18 protein-coding genes are annotated in these 18,168 nt (G+C 62.9%); 15 read left to right on the forward strand and 3 right to left on the reverse strand.

What is annotated here, in order from left to right:
* Nucleotides 1–331 precede the first annotated feature (331 nt).
* Nucleotides 332–1,276, reverse strand: coding sequence for a DNA-binding transcriptional regulator DsdC (gene dsdC / locus ACNPAA_RS18245; protein ID WP_039039246.1), 945 nt, complete (start codon nucleotides 1,274–1,276; stop codon nucleotides 332–334).
* Nucleotides 1,277–1,493: 217 nt separating this feature from the next.
* On the opposite strand from dsdC, the gene dsdA reads away from it, so the two are divergent.
* Nucleotides 1,494–2,825 (forward strand): D-serine ammonia-lyase, encoded by a 1,332-nt coding sequence (gene dsdA / locus ACNPAA_RS18250; protein ID WP_053288272.1) that lies wholly within the window; start codon nucleotides 1,494–1,496, stop codon nucleotides 2,823–2,825.
* A gap of 339 nt (nucleotides 2,826–3,164) precedes the next feature.
* Nucleotides 3,165–3,341, forward strand: a complete 177-nt coding sequence (locus tag ACNPAA_RS18255; RefSeq protein WP_080944224.1) for a hypothetical protein — start codon at nucleotides 3,165–3,167, stop codon at nucleotides 3,339–3,341.
* 66 nt (nucleotides 3,342–3,407) lie between these two features.
* Here ACNPAA_RS18255 and icd read toward each other — a convergent pair whose 3' ends face one another.
* On the reverse strand, nucleotides 3,408–4,661 hold the full coding sequence (gene icd / locus ACNPAA_RS18260) for an NADP-dependent isocitrate dehydrogenase (RefSeq protein WP_010673630.1): 1,254 nt from the start codon (nucleotides 4,659–4,661) through the stop codon (nucleotides 3,408–3,410).
* A 410-nt stretch (nucleotides 4,662–5,071) separates the two neighbouring features.
* On the opposite strand from icd, the gene ACNPAA_RS18265 reads away from it, so the two are divergent.
* The gene (locus ACNPAA_RS18265) at nucleotides 5,072–6,163 is read left to right on the forward strand and encodes an alpha/beta hydrolase (RefSeq protein WP_042864175.1); all 1,092 of its coding nucleotides are present in this window, start codon (nucleotides 5,072–5,074) and stop codon (nucleotides 6,161–6,163) included.
* Between the two features lie 84 nt (nucleotides 6,164–6,247).
* Here the strand turns inward: ACNPAA_RS18265 and ACNPAA_RS18270 are convergent, their stop codons facing one another.
* Complete coding sequence (locus tag ACNPAA_RS18270) at nucleotides 6,248–6,397, reverse strand: hypothetical protein (RefSeq protein WP_010673628.1); 150 nt, start codon at nucleotides 6,395–6,397, stop codon at nucleotides 6,248–6,250.
* Nucleotides 6,398–6,955: 558 nt separating this feature from the next.
* Here ACNPAA_RS18270 and ACNPAA_RS18275 point away from each other — a divergent pair.
* The 12 genes from ACNPAA_RS18275 to ACNPAA_RS18330 all read left to right on the forward strand — a co-directional run.
* Nucleotides 6,956–7,249 (forward strand): hypothetical protein, encoded by a 294-nt coding sequence (locus ACNPAA_RS18275; protein ID WP_053288271.1) that lies wholly within the window; start codon nucleotides 6,956–6,958, stop codon nucleotides 7,247–7,249.
* A gap of 247 nt (nucleotides 7,250–7,496) precedes the next feature.
* Nucleotides 7,497–9,617 carry a hypothetical protein gene (locus ACNPAA_RS18280; protein WP_053288270.1) on the forward strand — a complete coding sequence of 707 codons (2,121 nt, stop codon included), beginning with the start codon at nucleotides 7,497–7,499 and terminating at the stop codon, nucleotides 9,615–9,617.
* Between the two features lie 3 nt (nucleotides 9,618–9,620).
* Nucleotides 9,621–10,382 carry a DUF3142 domain-containing protein gene (locus ACNPAA_RS18285; protein WP_042864178.1) on the forward strand — a complete coding sequence of 254 codons (762 nt, stop codon included), beginning with the start codon at nucleotides 9,621–9,623 and terminating at the stop codon, nucleotides 10,380–10,382.
* 7 nt (nucleotides 10,383–10,389) lie between these two features.
* The gene (locus tag ACNPAA_RS18290) at nucleotides 10,390–10,584 is read left to right on the forward strand and encodes a hypothetical protein (protein WP_053288269.1); all 195 of its coding nucleotides are present in this window, start codon (nucleotides 10,390–10,392) and stop codon (nucleotides 10,582–10,584) included.
* Complete coding sequence (locus tag ACNPAA_RS18295; RefSeq protein WP_053288268.1) at nucleotides 10,581–11,048, forward strand: GNAT family N-acetyltransferase; 468 nt, start codon at nucleotides 10,581–10,583, stop codon at nucleotides 11,046–11,048. Before ACNPAA_RS18290 ends, ACNPAA_RS18295 begins: the two co-directional genes overlap by 4 nt.
* A gap of 82 nt (nucleotides 11,049–11,130) precedes the next feature.
* Nucleotides 11,131–12,039 carry a pseudouridine synthase gene (locus tag ACNPAA_RS18300; RefSeq protein ID WP_053288267.1) on the forward strand — a complete coding sequence of 303 codons (909 nt, stop codon included), beginning with the start codon at nucleotides 11,131–11,133 and terminating at the stop codon, nucleotides 12,037–12,039.
* A gap of 64 nt (nucleotides 12,040–12,103) precedes the next feature.
* Nucleotides 12,104–12,571: an NUDIX hydrolase gene (locus ACNPAA_RS18305; RefSeq protein ID WP_010673620.1), complete on the forward strand. Its 468-nt coding sequence runs from the start codon at nucleotides 12,104–12,106 to the stop codon at nucleotides 12,569–12,571.
* A gap of 303 nt (nucleotides 12,572–12,874) precedes the next feature.
* Complete coding sequence (mnmA, locus tag ACNPAA_RS18310; RefSeq protein WP_010673619.1) at nucleotides 12,875–13,981, forward strand: tRNA 2-thiouridine(34) synthase MnmA; 1,107 nt, start codon at nucleotides 12,875–12,877, stop codon at nucleotides 13,979–13,981.
* Nucleotides 13,982–14,273: 292 nt separating this feature from the next.
* Nucleotides 14,274–14,885, forward strand: coding sequence for a high frequency lysogenization protein HflD (gene hflD, locus ACNPAA_RS18315; RefSeq protein WP_417891938.1), 612 nt, complete (start codon nucleotides 14,274–14,276; stop codon nucleotides 14,883–14,885).
* Nucleotides 14,886–14,915: 30 nt separating this feature from the next.
* Nucleotides 14,916–16,286: an adenylosuccinate lyase gene (gene purB / locus ACNPAA_RS18320; protein WP_053288266.1), complete on the forward strand. Its 1,371-nt coding sequence runs from the start codon at nucleotides 14,916–14,918 to the stop codon at nucleotides 16,284–16,286.
* A gap of 152 nt (nucleotides 16,287–16,438) precedes the next feature.
* Nucleotides 16,439–17,569 (forward strand): cupin domain-containing protein, encoded by a 1,131-nt coding sequence (locus ACNPAA_RS18325; protein ID WP_049636809.1) that lies wholly within the window; start codon nucleotides 16,439–16,441, stop codon nucleotides 17,567–17,569.
* A 403-nt stretch (nucleotides 17,570–17,972) separates the two neighbouring features.
* Nucleotides 17,973–18,168: pyruvate kinase (locus ACNPAA_RS18330; protein WP_234924904.1), on the forward strand; the 196-nt coding region annotated here is incomplete at its 3' end.

Below are 18,168 nucleotides of genomic sequence, written 5' to 3' on the forward strand. Positions count from 1 at the left end.
GCGGCTGAACTTCAGGCCGCGCAAATGCTTGGGATTTAAACAGCCACAGGTGGTTTTTGACGAACTTCTGAAAGCAGCCTGATTTTTAATCGGGAATTGCACTTCGAAGTTGAATTCGCGATTCCCTGCCTGATACTTATTGGGAATACTCTCACAGACTTTATTTCCTATTTTCCCCGGTTAATCTCAGACTCACCTCATCCGTTGCACACGGTGTTATCTCTTACCCGCGTCGCTCTGCGCCAGGTCATTTAGCAGCAGTGCCGGCCCTTATTGTATAAATAGTGCGCTCATGGCCATGACCTTCGCAGACAATAAACCAGGTCCCGTTTCAGGATGCCCCTTGCGCCTGATCCTGTATCCAGCGGATGAATGCCTGGATCTTGGGACACTGGCGATGAGGGAGGGTCGCCAGGTAATAACGCGGCTCGCAGCGCACCGCCATATCCGGGAAGGGCATCACCAGCGCTCCGCTCGCCAGCGCCTGGCTTGCCAGTTGCCTGCGCCCCATGGCGACACCGGCGTGGTGGGTGGCGGCAAGGATCGCCAGATCCGCTCGATCAAATCCCATGTGTGACGAGCAGGCCTCCAGGGAGAGATGCCAGTGACTCCCCCAGGTGCGCCACTCGTCGCTGTCGGTGTCCAGACCCCAGGCTTGCCTGTCATGGAGAAGGCGGCACTGCTGCAGATTCTCCACCTCCCCCATCAGACCGTGGTCGCTGGCGTATTGCGGGCTGCACACCGGCACCATGAATTCATCCATCAGGGGGTGAATGGCCAGGCCCGTCGGGGTTCTGGCATCGAAGTTGAGGGTCAGGTCGATGCCGTAGCCGTGCAGGTTGATGTGCTCGTTGCCCGTCAGCAGGTTGAGCTCGATGTGAGGATGCAGACGGGAAAAATCGGCGAGCCTTGGCACCAGCCAGCACTGGGCGATGGAAGGGCGCGAGTGCAGCGTCAGGGAGCCCGACAGCGCCTGCTCCCTGATTTCCAGCACCTCCTGATTGATGAACTCCAGGGAGGAGGTGAGGGCCCAGAAAATGCGCTGCCCCTCCGTGGTCAAGGCCACTTTGCGGTGAAAGCGCTGGAACAGCAAAAACCCGAGCGCCTCTTCCAGGGCCGAGATGCGGTGGCTCACCGCGCTTGGGCTCAAGGAAAGCTCGTCGGCGGCGAGCGCAAAGGAGCCGTGGCGGGCCGCCGCCTCGAAGGTGTGGAGCCTGGCGAGCTGATGGCTGCTGAGCAGCTTGCTCCTCACCCCTGGGTGCTCATCGCGTTGCATGGTTGGGCCTCCCTCTCTTTTATCTGGCGGATGATACCAGAAGGGCGAGGTTTGCATTCACCAGGAAGACTCAAGTCACCCGTATTCGAAGACACTTCAGAGTAGATGACCATTTGCATCAACTGGGCTCATCCAAGCCACGCGTTTTATCATTTGTCACGGCAACACTGGCGCCGTTCAATGGGGTGATTCCGTCACCACTCCACGCGAGGCTTTCATGACACACACCGACATTGCCGGGCTCATCACCCGCTTTCCCCTGCTCGAACCGCTGATCGCCCTCACCCCTGTGACCTGGTTCAATCCGGGTGCCACCTCCCTCGCGGAAGGATTGCCCCATGTGGGGCTCACCCGGCACGATGTGGCCACCGCCTCCGCCCGGCTCGCCCGCTTCGCCCCCTACCTGTGCGAGGCCTTCCCCGAAACCCGCGCCAGCCACGGCATCATCGAGTCCGGGATCGCCGCCATCCCGACCCTGCAGGGGACCCTCAATGGGCGCTATGGCGTCGAACTCACCGGCAGGTTGCTGCTCAAACAAGACAGCCACCTGCCCATCTCCGGCTCCATCAAGGCGCGCGGCGGCATCCACGAGGTGCTGGCCCATGCCGAACACCTGGCCATCCAGGCTGGGCTGCTGCGCGAGACGGATGACTATCGCACGTTGTTATCGGACGAGTTCCGCCACTTCTTCAGCCAGTACAGCATCGCGGTGGGGTCGACCGGCAACCTCGGCCTCTCCATCGGCATCATGAGCGCCCGCCTCGGCTTTCGCGTCACCGTCCACATGTCGGCTGATGCTCGGGAGTGGAAGAAGCGCAAGTTGCGCCAACATGGCGCCATCGTGGTGGAATACGCCGAGGATTACGGGGTGGCGGTGGAGCAGGGACGCAAGGAAGCCGAGCGCGATCCCGCCTGCTTCTTCATCGATGACGAGCACTCCCGCACCCTGTTCCTCGGCTATGCGGTGGCGGGCGAGCGGGTGAAAAAGCAGTTCGACGAGATGGGCATCAGGGTGGACGCCGACCATCCGCTCTTCATCTACCTGCCTTGCGGCGTCGGCGGTGGCCCCGGCGGGGTGGCCTTTGGTCTCAAGCTGGCGTTCGGGGACAACGTGCACTGCTTCTTCGCCGAACCTACCCACTCCCCCTGCATGCTGCTCGGGGTCCACACCGGGTTGCACGATGCCATTGCGGTGCAAGACCTTGGCATCGACAACCTCACCGCCGCCGACGGCCTCGCGGTGGGACGCGCCTCCGGTTTTGTCGGCCGCGCCATGGAACGCCTGCTTGCGGGCTTCTACACCCTGAGCGATCAGGAGATGTACGACCTGCTGGGGCTCCTGGCCCGGGATGAAGAGATCCGGCTCGAGCCCTCGGCACTGGCGGGCATGGCAGGCCCCTGGCGAGTGGCCACCAACCTTGAGTGGCAGAGTGGGCAGGGACTGGATGCTGCCAAGATGGCCGGGGCCACCCACCTGGTGTGGGCCACCGGCGGCGGCATGGTGCCCGCCGAGGAGATGGAGAAATACCTGGCCTGCGCCCGGATCTGATCTTTTTTTCGCCCCCGTGACCCGCCGACCTGGCGGGTTTTTCTGCTGCGAGATCAGCAAGATGGCACCTCAGCCCTCGCTACCATGACACAGACGGCCAGACTGCTGGACAGCCTGATTTGTCATCCAGCCCCACTGACTGGTTATTTTGTGATACGATAGAGACCGTTTTTTGACATCTGCGCCCCGTTGTCCCCTTTTTCCGGTGAGATAACCACCGGATCCGGCGACCAACACCTGCCGGGCGCAGCACAACATGTGCCCAGTTCGAATCGCTCCTGCGCGACCTTGACGCCAGGAGCACTCCCCTCTGGGCACCTTAGATAAGGAGATCGGGCGATGAAACAATATCAAAGCTGGTTGGGACAATATCTGATGAGCCGCCGTGACGGAGACCACGCCATGGCATCCGAGCTCGCCAACTCCATCTGCGAATTCTGGCAGGCCCGTGGAGATGAGGCCGAGACCAGCAAATGGCAGCAGATCTACGAGCAGCACGTGGAAAAAACCACCTGACGACCTGCTCTCCTCCATAAAAAAACCGGCGCTCATGGCGCCGGTTTTGCATTTCAACGACCCGGATCACATCTGGTCGATCATGTCTTGGGCGAACTGGGAGCAGGAACGCAGGGTGGCTCCTTCCATCAGACGCTCGAAGTCATAGGTGACGGTCTTGTTGGCGATGGCCGCTTCCATCCCCTTGACGATGAGGTCAGCCGCCTCGGTCCAGCCCAGGTGGCGCAGCATCATCTCGGCAGAGAGGATGAGGGAGCCCGGGTTGACCTTGTCCTGGCCAGCGTATTTCGGCGCGGTGCCGTGGGTGGCTTCGAACAGGGCCACACCGTCGCCGATGTTGGCGCCCGGCGCGATGCCGATGCCGCCGACCTGGGCCGCCAGCGCGTCGGAGATGTAGTCACCGTTGAGGTTCATACAGGCAATGACGTCATACTCGGCCGGACGCAGCAGGATCTGTTGCAGGAAGGCATCGGCGATGACGTCCTTGACGACGATGGTCTTGCCGGTCTTCGGGTTCTTGAAGGAGCACCAGGGGCCGCCGTCGATGAGCTGGGCATCGTACTCTTTCTGGGCCAGGGCATAGCCCCAATCCTTGAAGGCACCCTCGGTGAACTTCATGATGTTGCCCTTGTGCACCAGGGTCACGGAGTCGCGATCGTTGTCGATGGCGTACTCGATGGCGGCACGGACCAGACGCTCGGTACCGGCCTTGGACATGGGCTTGATGCCGATGCCGCAGGACTCGGGGAAGCGAATTTTCTTCACGCCCATCTCGTTTTGCAGGAAAGCGATCACCTTCTTGGCTTCATCGCTGTCTGCCTTCCACTCGATGCCGGCGTAGATGTCTTCGGCGTTCTCGCGGAAGATCACCATGTCGGTCAGCTCGGGGTGCTTGACCGGGCTCGGGGTCCCTTCGTAGTAACGGACCGGGCGCAGGCAGACGTAGAGGTCCAGCTCCTGGCGCAGGGCCACGTTGAGGGAGCGAATACCACCGCCGACCGGGGTGGTCAGCGGGCCCTTGATGGCCACGCAGTATTCACGAATGAAATCCAGGGTTTCGGCCGGCAGCCAGGCACCTTCGCCATAGACATGAGTCGATTTCTCGCCGGTATAGATCTCCATCCAGGCGATCTTGCGCTCGCCTTTGTAGGCTTTCTCGACCGCAGCATTCACCACATTCAACATGGCCGGGGTCACGTCCACACCGATACCATCCCCTTCGATAAACGGAATGATGGGGTTGTGGGGAACCTGCAGCTTGCCGCTGGCATCGACTGTGATTTTCTGGCCCTGGGTCGGGATAACTACTTTGCTTTCCATCGGCATCTCCTAACTTCCGTTTGTTATCAATCTGATCGTTGCGCGCGGCCATCTTAAGCCCATCCATTTGCATAATCAAATAGCGGGCGTGCATGTCAGACCATAGTCGGGGAGTGGATCACAGTGCGCCTGAGGATCCCCTACTCCCTCGCTGCCCTCTGGTCCTGACGAGGCGCAGGCCCCGTCCATCCGGGCCTCTTCCTCTAGTGATGACAGCGTCTTCCTGCCCTCGCCGCCCCGAAGGCGCCATTCCCCCAAATCCCGTTCGCCTTTACATCGTCGTAACCCCTTTGGCGAGGCAAGGCGCGCCGGGGGACAGGCAGCCGGATCCGGACTAGGCTCTTTGCCAGTGATCGGGGCGCCCGGGGCGTGGCCGATCATGAAGAGAGCACGACAACAAGGAGAACACCATGTTTATCGTCACCAACCGGATGGTCAACGAGCAGGGCAAGACCCCCAGCGAGATCTTTGGCGAAAAACCCGCAGAGGGCCCCAACGAACTGCGCCTCGCCGAGGCCCGACGTCAGGGCAAGCAGTGGCAGCTGGACCTGCTGCCGGATCAGATCACCGCCGAGATGGCCGCCAGCGTCGGCCTTGACCCCGACCTCCCCCACCCGGCCAGCGCCTATGTGGCGCGCAAGCTGCTGGAGCGCTGCGCCGGGACCGGCAGCACGGCCAAGCAGAAGCTCAAGACCGGCAAACACCTGCTGCTGTTCGTACACGGCTTCAACAACGATCTTGACGATGTGCTGGAACGGGCCGCGGGGCTCGAGGCCCGGTACGGCGTCGAGGTGCTCTGCTTCAGCTGGCCCGCCAATGGCGGCGGCGCCCGGGGCGTGCTGAGCTACAAGAGCGACAAGCGCGATGCCCTGGCCTCGGCCGGTGCCCTTGACCGGGTGCTGGAGAAGATGAAGGGGCTGCTCGACGAGTTCAACGGCCAGTATGTGACGCAGCTGGAAGAGAAGGCCCAGAAGAAGTTCGCCGACAACGGCGAGGCCTGGGATCGCTACTTTGCCAAGGAGGTGAACAAGCGCTGCCCCTTCACCATCAACCTGCTGCTGCACAGCATGGGCAACTACCTGTTCAAACACCTGCTGGGCAGCACCACCTACCACGCCAACCAGCTGCTGTTCGACAACATCATCATGGCCGCCGCCGACACCAACAACGAGCTTCACGCCCAGTGGGTCGATCGCATCCAGTGTCGCAACCGCCTCTACATCACCATCAATGAGCGCGATGGTGCCCTGATGGCATCGCGCATGAAGATGGGGGAGCAGCAAAAGGCGAGGCTCGGCCACTACACCCGGCGGCTGGACGCCAGAACGGCCACCTATGTGGACGTGACCAATCAGCCCCATGTGGGGGACTCTCACGCCTACTTCGAAGGGGATGCCCTCGCCAACGAGAAGGTGCTGCGCTTCTTCCACACCGTCTTCAACGGCGGCACCGGCGAGCGCGCGGAGCTGTTCGATGCGGCCCAGAACCTCTATCGCCTCTAGCCACTGCGCAAAAAAACCACCGCCCCGAACAGGGCGGTGGTTTTTCATTATGCGCTCACTTGGTGGCCACAAGGCCGCCAGGGGCTAGTGTTCTGCCGCTTCCGGCTGGGGCGCTTCGCTGCGCTCCCGTTGCAGTTCATCGACCCTGGCCTGCCATCTGTCCTGGGCCTGTTTTTGCCCCTGGGACTCGAATTCCTGGCGCATGGTGTCGATTTTTTGGTCAAGTTTTTCCATCAGGATGTCTCCTTACATCTCGGGTTACACACTGGCTGACGGCACTGTTTGGCCAACCTGCTCACCCGATTGGACACCAGGTTTTCCCCAATTGTCCAACAAAATAAACGATTGATTATGCAAAAACCAATCTAGAAAATGGGTTAAAGCTCCTTATGAAACCACATTATCCACCCTGAAAACGCCTGATAAAAACACTATTTTTGCCATTGATATCAATAGTTTGATATTTATAATTCGCTCAATGACTCCCTTGAGATCGGCATGACGAGTGTATGCACATTTTTTTTCACAAAAACGCCCCGCTCTCCGAGTTTTGCAACCGGAAAGGTCCCCATGTCCATCCAAAAATGCGATGGGTTATGACACAACCCATCTCTTTAATGGATAGATAATCCCCAACCCCGACCCTGCGGCTTGCCAACCCGACCACCAGCAGGTTCGCTTGTTACCCATCCGGGCATATCCCGCCCCACTCCCGCCCCGATAAAATGGGGCCGCACCGCGCCTGCTGAGCGGGTTGTTGCCGCCCTCATCCCCTCTCGTCGGAGTCATGACATGGATCTCTTCTGGTGGTTTGCCCTGCCCGTCGCCGCAGGCACCTTCTATGGGTGCTATTTCTGGAACCAGCGCCATGCCCAGCCCGACTGGCTGCGTCTGCCCACCCGCGCCGACTACCTGCACCAGCATCCCGAGTGCGCCACCGACGATGAACATGGGGCGCGCTGCTGCGCCTGCGGCTCCGACAAGGTGCTGGGCCACCCCCAGACCGGCTGGCCTGATCATCGCTTTCGCCACACCTGCCTCGCCTGCGGCAAGGCGCTCTTTCGCACCGAAGAGCCCCCGATATAAGCATCCACATTCGCCCTTTTTGTATGGCGATGTATGGCGATGGCAGATGCTGACATCCGCGAAGCAGCAAAAAGAGCACGCGCTCGGGACAGGGAGATGGCGCAGGCGTCCTGACAGAGAGAGCGCCGACCAGGTCAGAATGGGTTGTCGTTTGTGACCCTCTTTCGTACTATTGCCCGCCACTGCAAAACCCTTTTCCGGCCCGGGCGTCACGCACGGCGCGGGCCCACAAACGGATAGCGATCCCATGACATCTCTGACCCACTGCTCGGTGCTGGCGATGACGCTGGTTGCACTGCCCGCCCTCGCCTCCGGTGACGGTGACGGGTGCGGCTTCTGGCTCACCGACTGCCCTCTCCCCACCTATCCGCTCTATCTCAACGAGAACGACACCCGGGGCAACCTGCTGATGCTGCTGGGGGATGCCCAGCATCACCCCCTGCCCTTCACCCTGCCGGCAGATCCGCTGAACGAGCGCAGCCAGCCGCTGTTCTACCTCACCCGCCTCCCCCAGCCGGAGGAGGTGGAGGACCCGGCGCTGCGCGAGCAGCTCGGCAGCCGGCTGGCCGCCTACGACCCGTCCCTCCCCCCGCTGCTCGAGCACTACGCGGGCCACGACTCCCTCTACGGCCACGCCATCTCCAACTCCCTCTCCTCGGTCAGCGCGTTTCTGGACGCCCTCGAGCAGAGCGAGGTGCCCGACCCGGAGCGCACGTCCCTGCTGCGAAGCCGTCTGCTGATCCTGGGGCAGCAGGAGAGCCCGGCCCCCGCTACCGAAATGAGCGGTGCTGCCCTGGAGTGGCAGGGGTATCTGCAGGCCGCCCGGCACTTCTACGAGAGCCGCTTCGAGGAGGCCCGCGCAGGCTTTGCCGCCTTGCAGCAGGCCAAGGCCCCCTGGGTGGCCGAGAGCGCGACCTACATGGTGATGCGCACGGAGATCAACCTCGCGATGAAGGAGGCGAAGGACGAATACGGCGATCAGGACGTGACCAGGAGCGACAAGGAGGCCCTTCGCCGCGCCATGGCCCAGGGTCAGGCCTATCTGGCGGCCTACCCGCAAGGGCGCTACGCCAGCTCGACCAGAGGACTGTTCAGACGCATCCAGTGGATGGCCGGTGCTCTCGGCGCCCTGCGGGATGCCTATGACGAGGCCATGGCAACCCGCCAGCCCTTGCCGGCGCTGGAGGCCCTGGTCAACGAGATTGATCTCACCCTGCTCAGTGGCGATGCCTATCGCCATCAGGCGACCTATCAGGACTCGGCCCAGCCGGCGCTGCTGTTCGTCAATGCCCTGCGGGGTCTCAGACCGACCTATGAGCGGCCGCGGGACTGGCAAGATGCCCAGCTGGACGACGCCATCGCGCACCTGCAAAAAACCGGTCACCAGGCGCAGGCGGCCTATCTCAAGGCCTACGCCCTCTTTTTGGACAAGCAGTTCGAGCAGGTGCTGGCCCTGCCCTCCCCGGGGCAGGAGGACGCCACCCTGGCATTCAGCCACCAGATGCTGCGCATCTGGGCCTGGCAGGGCATGAAGGCCTTCGACAAGGCCGAGCAGGCCCTGATGGCGCTGGTGGCCTCCCCCCTGGGTCAGGCCCAGCAGGCGTTCGTGGAGAACGTGCTGGCGGATCACTGGGTGCGCACCGGCAACACGGCCGCCATCTTCCAGCCGGGCAGCCCCATCACCCAGCTGCGCATCCGCACGGCCGTGCTCAAGCAGGAGGCCGAACCTGCCCTGTTGCGCCAGCAAGCCAGTCAGGGCCCGAGCGCGGCGGAGCGGCAGATTGCGCTCCATACCCTGCTGGTGCGGGATCTCATCGCCAGCGACCCAGCCACCTTCTTGCAGGATGTGGCCCTCATCCCCGCCGATTACAAGGAGGCGACCCCTCCCGCCGACGCGCCCTGGGAGCCCGTGCCCAACGGGGATGTGCGCCTCTCGGCGTTCCAGTGGCGCGGAGAGGGGACGCCCCAGGGCTACCACTGCCGGGATCTGGCCCAGACCCTTGGCACCCTGGTGCAGCGCCCCGACGATGGTCATGCCCTCAACTGCTTCGGGGAGTACCTGCGCAGCCGGGATCCCCATATCGACCTGTGGCAGGATCGCGAGATGATCTGGGGGCTGGCGCAAGACGAGCGTCCCACGTTCCCGAGTCGCCTCGCCCTCTATCAGGCCGTGATGGCCAACCCCAAGGCAGAGCCCGAAGACAAGAGCTATGCCCTCTATCGCGCCATCCAGTGCTATGCCCCCTCCGGCTACAACAGCTGCGACAGCCAGGAGATCCCCAAACGCACCCGGCAGGCCTGGTTCAACACCCTCAAGCAGCGCTATGGCAACTCGGTGTGGGCCAGATCCCTCAAATACTACTGGTGAGCCATGAGCAGACCCCCTGAACGCGCCCTGCTGGCGCTGCTGCTGACGGCCCTGGCCACCCCCCTTGAGGCCAGTGTCGATGCCAGCGCCTATCACGGGTTCTGGCTCTGGTCCGCCACCCGCCACCAGCCGGTACTGGAACAGGCCAGCACCCTCTATCTGCATCAGGGGGAGATCCTGGACAGGCCCGGCGGTCCCCGCTTCGTCAAGCTGGGGCGGGTTCCCTCCCCCCTCAAGGCCGGGCAGGTCTGGCTGGTGGTGCGTGTCAACGCCCTCCCCCTCTCCCCGGCCCACGAGCAGGTGCTGGTGCGCCTCTACGAGGGGTGGCGCGCGGCCGGGGCCAGGGTGGCGGGCATCCAGATCGACTTCGATGCGGCGACCCGCCAGCTCGATCGCTATGGCAATGCCCTGCAACAACTGCGGCGTGCCCTGCCTCCCGGGTGCAAGCTCAGCGTGACGGGGCTGCTCGACTGGGCGAAAACGGGGGACGTGGCAGAGCTCAATCGCCTGCCCGTGGACGAGCTGGTGATCCAGACCTATCAGGGCACGCGCACGGTGCCGGGATATCAGGCCTATCTGCCCGCCATGGCGCACCTGACCATCCCGTTCAAGGTAGGGCTGGTGCAGGATGGGGAGTGGGATCCCGCCTGGCAGACAACACTGGCCGCCTCCCCCCACTACCGGGGCGAGGTGGTCTTCCTGCTCAACCGCCCGGCGCCGATCCCGGGGACCAGCCCCCCTGTTCCCCGGCATGACGCCCACTGAGACGCGGGTGAACCCTATCGGGGCACAGGGGCAAGGGCGTGCCCACGGCAAGCAGCAGTGGCCGACCCTGATCCGGCTGGTGGCATCCACACCGGGCGAGATGCCGTGCGAGAGGAACGCCGCCCGAGCCACCACATCGGTCAAGCCCGCCATCGTGCTGCGCGCCACGCGCCGTCACAAACAGGAAGAGAAACAAGGATGACGTTTGTCGAGATGAACCCCGCCCACCTGCCGCTGGCCCTGCTGCTGGAGGCCGATCCCGCCGCGTCGCGCATCGCCGCCTACCTGCCCGGGGCCTGGGGCTTTGCCGCCCTGGCGGACAACGAGGTCGTGGGGGCCTGCGTGGCGGGCCTGGTGGGGGAGCAAACCGCCGAGATCTTCAACATCGCCGTTGCCCCCAACCGCCAGCAGCAGGGCATCGGCTCCGGCCTGCTGCGCTTCGTGCTGGCGAACCTGACCGGGAAGGGGATAGGCCGCGTCGAACTCGGTACCGGCAGCTTCGGCCACCAGCTCGCCTATTACCAGCGCCACGGCTTTCGCGTCCATGCCGTCGTGAAGGATCACTTCCTCATCCACTATCCCGAGCCCCTGATGGAGCACGGCATCCAGCACAAGGACATGCTGCGCCTCTCCCTCGCACTGGCGCCGGACACCGCCTCCCCCTGACCCGAGAGGTAAGCCCCGCTCTCCCCCTGATGGCCGCCCCCTGTGGTACACTCCGCCATCCCCTGTTTTTGGTAGGCATGCGATGAAATCAGCCCGTCCCCGTCTCTCCCTCTCCGCCCGCCCTGACGCAGGCCGCACGGCCAGCGGGCCTACCACGGCGCGCCCATCCCAACGCCGGGAGGCCCGGCACGCAGGGAGAGTCAACGAGCGCAAACCGGCCCCCGCCCCGGTGGATCGCAAGCTGCTGATCCTGAACAAGCCCTACATGGTGCTCTGCCAGTTCACCGACGAAGGGGGCCGCGAGACCCTCAAGGATTACATCAAAGAGCCCGGCATCTATGCCGCGGGCAGGCTGGATCGAGACAGCGAAGGGCTCTTGCTGCTCACCAACGACGGCAAGTTGCAGGCGCGCCTCACCCAGCCGGGAGAGAAGACCCCCAAGACCTACTGGGTGCAGGTGGAAGGCATCCCGAGCGAGGAGAAACTGGCCGCCCTGCGCGCCGGTGTGGAACTCAACGACGGCATGACCCTGCCCGCCGGGGCGCGCATCATGGATGACCCTGCGGTGTGGCCACGTAACCCGCCCATTCGCGAGCGCAAAGAGATCCCCACCTGCTGGCTCGAGATAACAATCGTGGAGGGGCGCAACCGCCAGGTGCGGCGCATGACCGCCCACATCGGCCACCCCACCTTGCGCCTCATCCGCTACGCCATCGGGGAGTGGACCCTCGATGGTCTGGCGCCGGGAGAGAGCCGCGCCCTGCCCGCCCCCGAGCTGGCAACCGCGCCACGACCAGCCGCCACGCAAGGCAAACCACGGGCATCCGCCGCAGCCGGGGGCTCTGGCCGCAGTGCCCCCCGCACCGCCCGGCCAACAGATCAGGATCCAGCCCAGGGGCGGGACCGCCGCGGGGCAGACCCGCGCCCCGGCAATCGCAGCGGCGGGCGCACCACCGCCCGCCGTCCGGCTCGCACCAAGCCCTCTGAATGAAGGCGACAGCGGATCTGCATCGAGCGCCCCTTCCGGGGCACAGCCAACAAGACAAGGAGTCCTTATGAGCGATCACCCACCGCTGCCCACCCGCCTCACCGTGGCCGCCCTGGTGCACTGGCAGGGGCGTTTCTTGCTGGTGGAAGAGGAGATTGCGGGCAAGCGCCGCTTCAACCAGCCCGCCGGCCACGTGGAGCCGGGAGAAGATCTCATCCAGGCGGCCTGCCGCGAGCTGAAGGAGGAGACCGGACTCACCGCCGCGCCCACCGGCTGGCTCGGGGTCTACCTCTTCAAACCGGCGGACAGCGAGGCCACCTTTGTGCGCACCGCCGTCATCTTCGACCTTGAAAAGTCGCCCGGTCAGCACCATCCAGAGGATCCCGACGGTGACGTACTGGCCTGTCACTGGCTCAGCCTGGAGGAGATTGCCGAGTGCAAGCCCGCCCTGCGAAGCCCCCTGGTGTGGCAGTGTATCCAGGACTATCTGGCAGGCACCAGGCTGCCGCTGTCGGCCCTCAAGGCCTTCATCTGAGAGCCTGCCCACGCTCTTACTGCGAGACCATGATCAAGGCTCATGTGCTGCTCGGAATCCTCACGTATATCTATACGTTCCGGTTCCTGCGCTGCTCTTTACCTTGCTGACGGCCTCTCGTGACAGATCGTGAACAGGCTATGCGGGACCGTTTGGCGCCATTTTTTCATCATGGCGCCGACAAATAGAAAAACGATTTCCCGCCGCCGGGCTTCCAAGGGGAACGGCGGCAGGGAGATGTGACCGGGGGCGCAAAACTCTGGTAGAATACGCCCCGTTTAAACGAACTGGTAACTTCGACTAATGACAGACAACAGCCAAATCAAGGTGATCGTCGGCATGTCCGGCGGCGTGGATTCTTCCGTCTCGGCCTACCTGCTCCAGCAGCAGGGCTATCAGGTCGAAGGCTTGTTCATGAAGAACTGGGAAGAAGACGACACGGACGAGTACTGCTCTGCCGCCCAGGATTTGGCTGATGCCAAGGCCGTCTGCGACAAGCTGGGGATGAAACTCCACACCATCAACTTCGCCGCCGAATACTGGGACAACGTCTTCGAGCACTTCCTGGAAGAGTACAAGGCGGGTCGCACCCCGAACCCGGACATCCTGTGCAACAAGGAGATCAAGTTCAAGGCGTTCCTGGAATTCGCCGCCGAAGAGCTGGGGGCCACCTACATCGCCACCGGCCACTATGTGCGCCGTGACGACAGCACCGGCCGCCCGCGCCTGCTGCGCGGTCTGGATACCAACAAGGATCAGAGCTACTTCCTCTATACCCTGAGCGAAGCCCAGGTGGGTCAGAGCCTGTTCCCGGTCGGGGATCTGGAAAAACCCGAGGTGCGCCGCATCGCCGAGCAGCTGGATCTCATCACCGCCAAGAAGAAAGACTCCACCGGCATCTGCTTCATCGGTGAGCGCAAGTTCAAGGACTTCCTGGCCAAATTCCTGCCCGCCCAGCCCGGTCCCATCGAAACCGTGGACGGCAAGATCATCGGCGAGCATCAGGGGCTGATGTACCACACCCTGGGCCAGCGCAAGGGGCTCGGCATCGGCGGTCGCAAAGATGCCACCGAAGAGGCCTGGTACGTGGTGGACAAAGAGGTGGAGCGCAACACGCTCGTGGTGGCGCAAGGGGAACACCCCCGCCTCTACTCCGACGGCCTGGTCGCGAGCCAGCTGCACTGGGTGGATCGCACCCCCATTCGCGCGCCGCGCCGCTGCACCGTCAAGACCCGTTACCGTCAGGAAGATATCCCCTGCCTGATCCAGCCCATCGACGATGAGACCATCCGGGTCATCTTCGACGAGAAACAGGCTGCGGTGACCCCGGGCCAGTCCGCCGTCTTCTACGACGGGGAAGTGTGTCTGGGCGGCGGCATCATCGAACAACGTTTCAGCCATCCGGTCTAAGGGCTGGGCGCTCACGAGCGTCCGCGCTGTACTCCCTTCTCCCCTCGCGGGAGAAGGGACAAAGAAAAACAGTACCAGGCAGCGATACATGATTGGCAACGTCCAGGCCGGATCATGGCATCGGCCGGTGAATGAACAGAACAGGGCCGTGAAGACATGGCCGACACATTCCAGGCCGGATCATGGCATCGGCCGGTGAAAGAACAGAACAGGGCTGTGAAGACATGGCCGACACATTCTAGGCCGGATAATGGCATCGGCCGGTGAAAGAACAGAACAGGGCTGTGAAGATATGAGCGACAAATTCCAAGACAGAACCATGGCCTTCGCAGGCATCTGCCAGGCCGCCTATCTGGTGCAGAAAGTGGCCCGTGACGGCGCCTGCGACGAAGCCTCCCTGCGCGAGAGCCTGCAAAGCATTCTGGTCACCAACCCCACGCAGCCGCTGGAAGTGTTCGGCAGCCACCTGGCCATTCGCGACGGCTATCGCGCCCTGGTGGAACAGCTGGGGGCCGACGGCAGCCAGAAGAATGCCGAGCTGACCCGCTACGTGGTGAGCCTGATCGCGCTGGAGCGCAAGCTCGCCAAGCGCAAGGACATCCTCAACATGCTGGGGGAGCGGATCAGCCAGATCGGCCGCCAGCAACAGCATTTCGATCTGCTCGACGAGCAGATCCTGGCCAACATGGCGAGCATCTACAGCGACCTTATCAGCCCCATCGGGCCGCGCATCCAGGTGGCGGGCACCCCGCTCTTCCTGCAGCAGCCCCTGGTGCAGCACAAGGTGCGCGCCCTGCTGCTCGCAGGCATCCGCGCCGTGGTGCTGTGGCGCCAGCTCGGCGGCAGCCGTACCCAGATCATCTTCGCCCGCAAGAAGATGGTGGAACTGGCCAAACGATTTTAACCCCCACACCAATCATCAGGAGTTCACCCCATGGAGCTGTCCGCGCTGACTGCCGTTTCCCCGATTGACGGTCGTTATGGCGACAAGGCCGATGCCCTGCGCCCTATCTTCTCCGAATTCGGTCTGCTGCGTTTTCGCGTCGAAGTCGAGGTGCGCTGGTTGCAAAAACTGGCCAGCCACGCCGGGATCCCGGAAGTCCCTGCCCTGAGCGAGGCAGCCAATGCCGTGCTTGACGGCATCGTCAGCAACTTCAACGAGCAGGATGCCGCCCGCATCAAACAGATCGAGCGCACCACCAACCATGATGTGAAAGCGGTGGAGTACTTCCTGAAAGAGAAGGTGGAAGTGAACCCGGAGCTGGCCGCCGTCAGCGAATTCATTCACTTCGCCTGCACCTCGGAAGACATCAACAACAACTCCCACGGCCTGATGCTGAAGACCGCCCGGGAAGAGGTGATCAAGCCTTATTGCGAAAAGCTCATCGGTGAGATCAAGCGCCTGGCCGTCGAGTACCGCGACATGCCGCTGCTCTCCCGCACCCACGGTCAGCCGGCGACCCCGAGCACCATGGGCAAGGAGATGGCCAACGTCGCCTACCGTCTGGAGCGCCAGCTCAAGCAGATCATGGCGGTGGAGCTGCTGGGCAAGATCAACGGTGCCGTGGGCAACTACAACGCCCACATCAGCGCCTACCCGGATGTGGACTGGCACCAGTTCTCCGAGGAGTTCGTCACCTCCCTGGGCCTGACCTGGAACCCCTACACCACCCAGATCGAGCCCCACGACTACATCGCCGAGCTGTTCGACGCCCTGGCCCGCTTCAACACCATCCTGATCGACTTTGACCGTGACGTCTGGGGTTACATCTCCCTGGGCCACTTCAAGCAGCGCACCATCGCGGGGGAAATCGGCTCCTCCACCATGCCCCACAAGGTCAACCCCATCGACTTCGAGAACTCCGAAGGCAATCTGGGTCTGGCCAACGCCGTGTTCCAGCATCTGGCGAGCAAGCTGCCCATCTCCCGCTGGCAGCGTGATCTGACCGACTCGACCGTACTGCGCAACCTGGGTGTGGCGGTGGGTTACTCCCTGATTGCCTATCAGGCGACCCTGAAGGGCATCTCCAAGCTGGAAGCCAACGACGCCGCCATGGCTGCCGATCTGGATGCCAACTGGGAAGTACTGGCCGAGCCCATCCAGACCGTGATGCGCCGTTACGGCATCGAGAAGCCCTACGAGAAGCTCAAGGAGCTGACCCGTGGCCGCCGCGTCGACGCCGAAGGGATGCGTACCTTTATCGACACTCTGGAGTTGCCGGAAGCGGTCAAGGTAGAGCTGAAGAAGCTGACCCCGGCCAACTACATCGGCGACGCCCAGCGTCTGGTCGATCTGCTGAAATAAGTGATGTAACCGAACCGGCGGGGGCTCTGTCATGACGGCAGGGCCCCCGTTGATTTTGGCCCATTTGATATGATCACCCTCTATCGGGCCATTTCAGAGCCCTTGCCCAAGCCCGCCTTGGGCAAGCCCTCTCACAAGATACGAGAAGCACCATGTACCAACTCAATCTGGATATCGCTCACTTCCTCGAGCACTACTGGCAGAAGCGCCCGCTCCTCATCAAGGGCGGTTTCACCGACTTTCAGGATCCCATCAGCCCGGACGAACTGGCGGGTCTGGCCATGGAGGAGGTGATCGAATCGCGCCTGGTCACCCGCTTCAACAACCAGTGGGAGGCGGCCCACGGCCCCTTCGAATCCTACGATCACCTGGGGGAAGAGAACTGGACCGTGCTGGTGCAGGCGTGCAACCACTGGGTACCCGAGGTGCACGAGCTGGCGGTGCCCTTCCAGTTCATCCCGGGCTGGCGCTTTGACGATGTGATGGTGAGCTTCTCCACCCCTCACGGCGGTGTCGGCCCCCACATCGACAACTACGACGTCTTCATCACCCAGGGTCAGGGCAAGCGTCACTGGCGGGTCGGCGATGCCAAGCCCTTGAACGAGTTCGCCGCCCACGCGGCCCTGCTGCACTGCGAGCCGTTCGAGGCGATCATCGACGTCATCATGGAGCCGGGCGATATCCTCTACATCCCGCCTGGATTCCCCCACGAGGGCTACGCCATCGAGCCCTCCCTGAACTTCTCGGTGGGTTTCCGCGCACCGGACGCCAAGGCCCTTGTCTCCTCCTTTGCCGATCACCTGATCGACAACGAGATCCGCACCGAACGTTACGGCGACCCGGACCTCCAGCCCCGCGCCCGCCACGGGGAGATCCAGCCCCACGAGCTGCACCGCCTGCGGGAGCTGATGCAACAGGCCCTCGACGACGAGACCCTGTTCAAGGAGTGGTTCGGCACCATGATCTCCGAGGCCAAGCACGATCTGGACGTCAATCCGGTGGAGCCGGACTACAGCGCCGACGAGGTGGCCGACCTGCTGAGCCAGGGGGAGCCCGCCATCAAGGTGCCGGGGTTGCGCAGCGTCTGGTTCAGCGGCGAGAGCCGCACCTGCTACATCGACGGCGAAGCCTGGACCCTGCCAAGCGAGGATCCGGCCGCCATCGCGCTCCTGTGCGACAAGGACATCATCACCCAGGACGCGCTGGTGGAACTGGCCGATCAGGCGGGCTTCCTGCAACTGCTGACCCGGCTGGTCAACCGCGGCTACTGGTTCTTCGGCTGATCCAGAGGGCTGCCGCCCCTCCCGGCGTGCCGGGAGGGGCGCGTTTTTTTCCGCTGTAGGCCAACCGGCTCCTGCCTTGCGCTGCTTCGCCCTGACGCCACGGGAGGGAGTGACTACACTGGATGACGGCCAACGGCATCGGGCCGGATCGCCCCGGCAAGGGGGCCCTGTTGTTTGTCATTTAACAACATGGGATCGGGCAGGATGCGGGGCCAGAAATGGGAACCAAATGGCCTCAGTTGCGGAAAATCAATTATTTTAGCCCCTAAAATGAGCTGTGAGCGAAAACGTTATCTTTCAAATTGAGGCCGTTTTCGCTCAAAACGTTGTTTCTGGATCATAAAAAGTATCCAAAAACTGGTGTATATTGCACGGCGGAAATTCCTTAACCATGAAGACTGACATGAAAAAGACCAAAATCGTCTGCACCATCGGTCCCAAGACCGAATCCAAAGAAATGCTGGGCAAGATGCTGGATGCCGGCATGAACGTCATGCGCCTGAACTTCTCCCACGGCGACTACGCCGAACACGGTGGTCGCATCAGCAACCTGCGCGCTGTCATGGCCGAAACCGGCAAGCACGCAGCCATCCTGCTGG

This window comes from Aeromonas sp. PS2Canimalfood6 (genome assembly GCF_048276795.1).
GTDB classification, from domain to species: domain Bacteria; phylum Pseudomonadota; class Gammaproteobacteria; order Enterobacterales; family Aeromonadaceae; genus Aeromonas; species Aeromonas caviae.